General features: G+C 45.7%; 1 tRNA gene. It reads right to left on the bottom strand.

What is annotated here, in order from left to right:
* Window positions 1-99: 99 nt before the first annotated feature.
* Window positions 100-173 (bottom strand) — tRNA-Asp (locus tag GSY63_RS00020).
* Window positions 174-219 lie beyond the last annotated feature (46 nt).

Below are 219 nucleotides of genomic sequence, written 5' to 3'. Positions count from 1 at the left end.
GGGTCATAAATGCTGAGGAACTATGCGGATTTTTGAGTATAAAAAAAGCGCTTAGACCAGTAATCTAAGCGCTTTTGATGTGCCTTGCGGCTCTTTTAGCGGAATGGACGGGACTCGAACCCGCGACCCCATGCGTGACAGGCATGTATTCTAACCAGCTGAACTACCACTCCTCCCGTTTGGGACTGCAAAGATAGGAATTGGATTTAATTAACAAAA

The organism is Mucilaginibacter agri (genome assembly GCF_009928685.1).
Classification (GTDB): Bacteria; Bacteroidota; Bacteroidia; order Sphingobacteriales; family Sphingobacteriaceae; genus Mucilaginibacter; species Mucilaginibacter agri.
Note: the sequence above shows the minus strand (reverse complement) of the source record. Positions and strands in the feature narration are given on the sequence as shown.